The organism is Pseudodonghicola xiamenensis DSM 18339, assembly GCF_000429365.1.
Classification (GTDB): Bacteria; Pseudomonadota; Alphaproteobacteria; order Rhodobacterales; family Rhodobacteraceae; genus Pseudodonghicola; species Pseudodonghicola xiamenensis.
This window is the reverse complement of the sequence record NZ_AUBS01000088.1, coordinates 1-1,445: the sequence shown is the minus strand read 5'-3', so window position 1 is coordinate 1,445 and position 1,445 is coordinate 1. Positions and strand designations below refer to the sequence as shown.

The 1,445-nt window shown below is 58.3% G+C and carries 2 protein-coding genes; one reads left to right on the top strand and one right to left on the bottom strand.

The window, feature by feature from the left end; all coding sequences use genetic code 11:
- Window positions 1-341 precede the first annotated feature (341 nt).
- The gene (locus G455_RS0122185) at window positions 342-746 is read left to right on the top strand and encodes a single-stranded DNA-binding protein (RefSeq protein WP_028095599.1); all 405 of its coding nucleotides are present in this window, start codon (window positions 342-344) and stop codon (window positions 744-746) included.
- Between the two features lie 255 nt (window positions 747-1,001).
- On the opposite strand, the gene G455_RS0122180 is transcribed toward G455_RS0122185, so the two are convergent.
- A complete protein-coding gene (locus G455_RS0122180; protein WP_028095598.1) occupies window positions 1,002-1,346 on the bottom strand; it encodes a hypothetical protein in 345 nt (114 codons plus the stop codon).
- Window positions 1,347-1,445: the final 99 nt, after the last annotated feature.

Below are 1,445 nucleotides of genomic sequence, written 5' to 3'. Positions count from 1 at the left end.
CATCAATCGGTCCAAGATCTCTTTATCGATGCTCATACGTGGGTCTCCTCTTCGAGCAGTTACCACGTCAGCGCACAAAATTCAGGATAGTCCCCCCCGTATCTCTCTGTCTCCTGGGCCATCCCTTCGACTGACAATCCCCTAATCCCGTTCGGTCTCCTGCGCGCAACCCCGCGTCAGTCCGGGCCGTGTTAGCCGCCTTTGGCGTCCTGCCCGCTCCACCCCGGTCCTCTGGGGGTGTCCGGTGTCCATGCTGTCCACCGTGCACGCGTCACCCGACGGGCTTTTTCAGGATCTTGTCGAAGGGACGGTCCCGAAGACAGGACACACAGGAGCTTATCATGCAGAACATCGTCATCCTCGCCGGCAACATCGGTCAGACCCCCGAAGTTCGCACCACGCAAAGCGGCACCAAGATCACCAACTTCAGCCTCGCCACCTCGCGCCCCCGCCTCTCGGAAGGCCGTGTGATGCGCGACGAGAACGGCTACCGGGTCATGGACACCGAATGGCACCGCATCACCTGCTTCAACGGTCTCGGCAAGACGGTCGCTGAGCATTGCGAAAAGGGCATGAAGGTCCTCGTCCACGGCCGCATCCACTACACCAAGTGGATCGATAGCATGGGGAACGACCGCTACGGCTGCGAGATCATCGCCGAAAAGGTCGACTTCCTGAGCCGCCCGAAGTCGGCCGAGAACGAAAACCTCGAGCTGGTAGACCGTGACGATGAGATCCCGTTCTGAGGAACGGGGTCTTCCCCTTGGACCCGGTGGGGCAACCCGCCGGGTTTCCCCGGCTCCAACCGAACGGGACCTTCCTGATTGGCGCGGCAACTTCTCATTCTTGAGCCCAACTTTTCCGGTTCGGCCGGAGAAACGAACGTCGGCTTCAGGGAATACGGTCCGGTCGCAGCATGGTGCCCCGAATACCCTAGCCTTGCATGATCAAGAGTTCCGAACGCCAAGAAAGACGCTACTGTAGCGGTTGATCCAATTAATTCAGCCGTTATTGACGGGCGCACTATCTGACAATGCAGCTATAGCCTGAATGCGCTCCTCTTCCCACCTCTCGACCTGCGCTTCGATGTTGTCGGGCAAAGGCCCATTAGGTTCAGGTAGGTCTCGAAGAAAACTCCAACGGCGGTCGAGTTCGCGGAGTGAAACCTCATCGGTACCGCCTCGCTTGGCGAAGGCGTTGAACATCTCCGCCAGTTCTGGGGACAAGGGCTTTCCTTCTTCTCGCCTCTTCGCGACCCAAAGGACAACGTCGACAAGTTCCAGGCCGGCACTTTCGTCCCCGGGCCGAAAGTCTGGCGGAACCTCAGGCATGTTTGTCATGTCCATCTCGTGAGCTACTCCCCATCTCTTGGACAGGATCTGGTGTAATTTAAGCTACTCGTTGCATCTGCTGATCGGGTTGGTTGATATCATTTCTCTGCCAGT

Coding starts and splice junctions, on each gene's coding strand:
- G455_RS0122185 (WP_028095599.1), top strand. CDS start 342: ATGCAGAACATCGTCATCCTCGCCGGCAACATCGGTCAGACCCCCGAA.
- G455_RS0122180 (WP_028095598.1), bottom strand. CDS start 1,346: ATGGACATGACAAACATGCCTGAGGTTCCGCCAGACTTTCGGCCCGGG.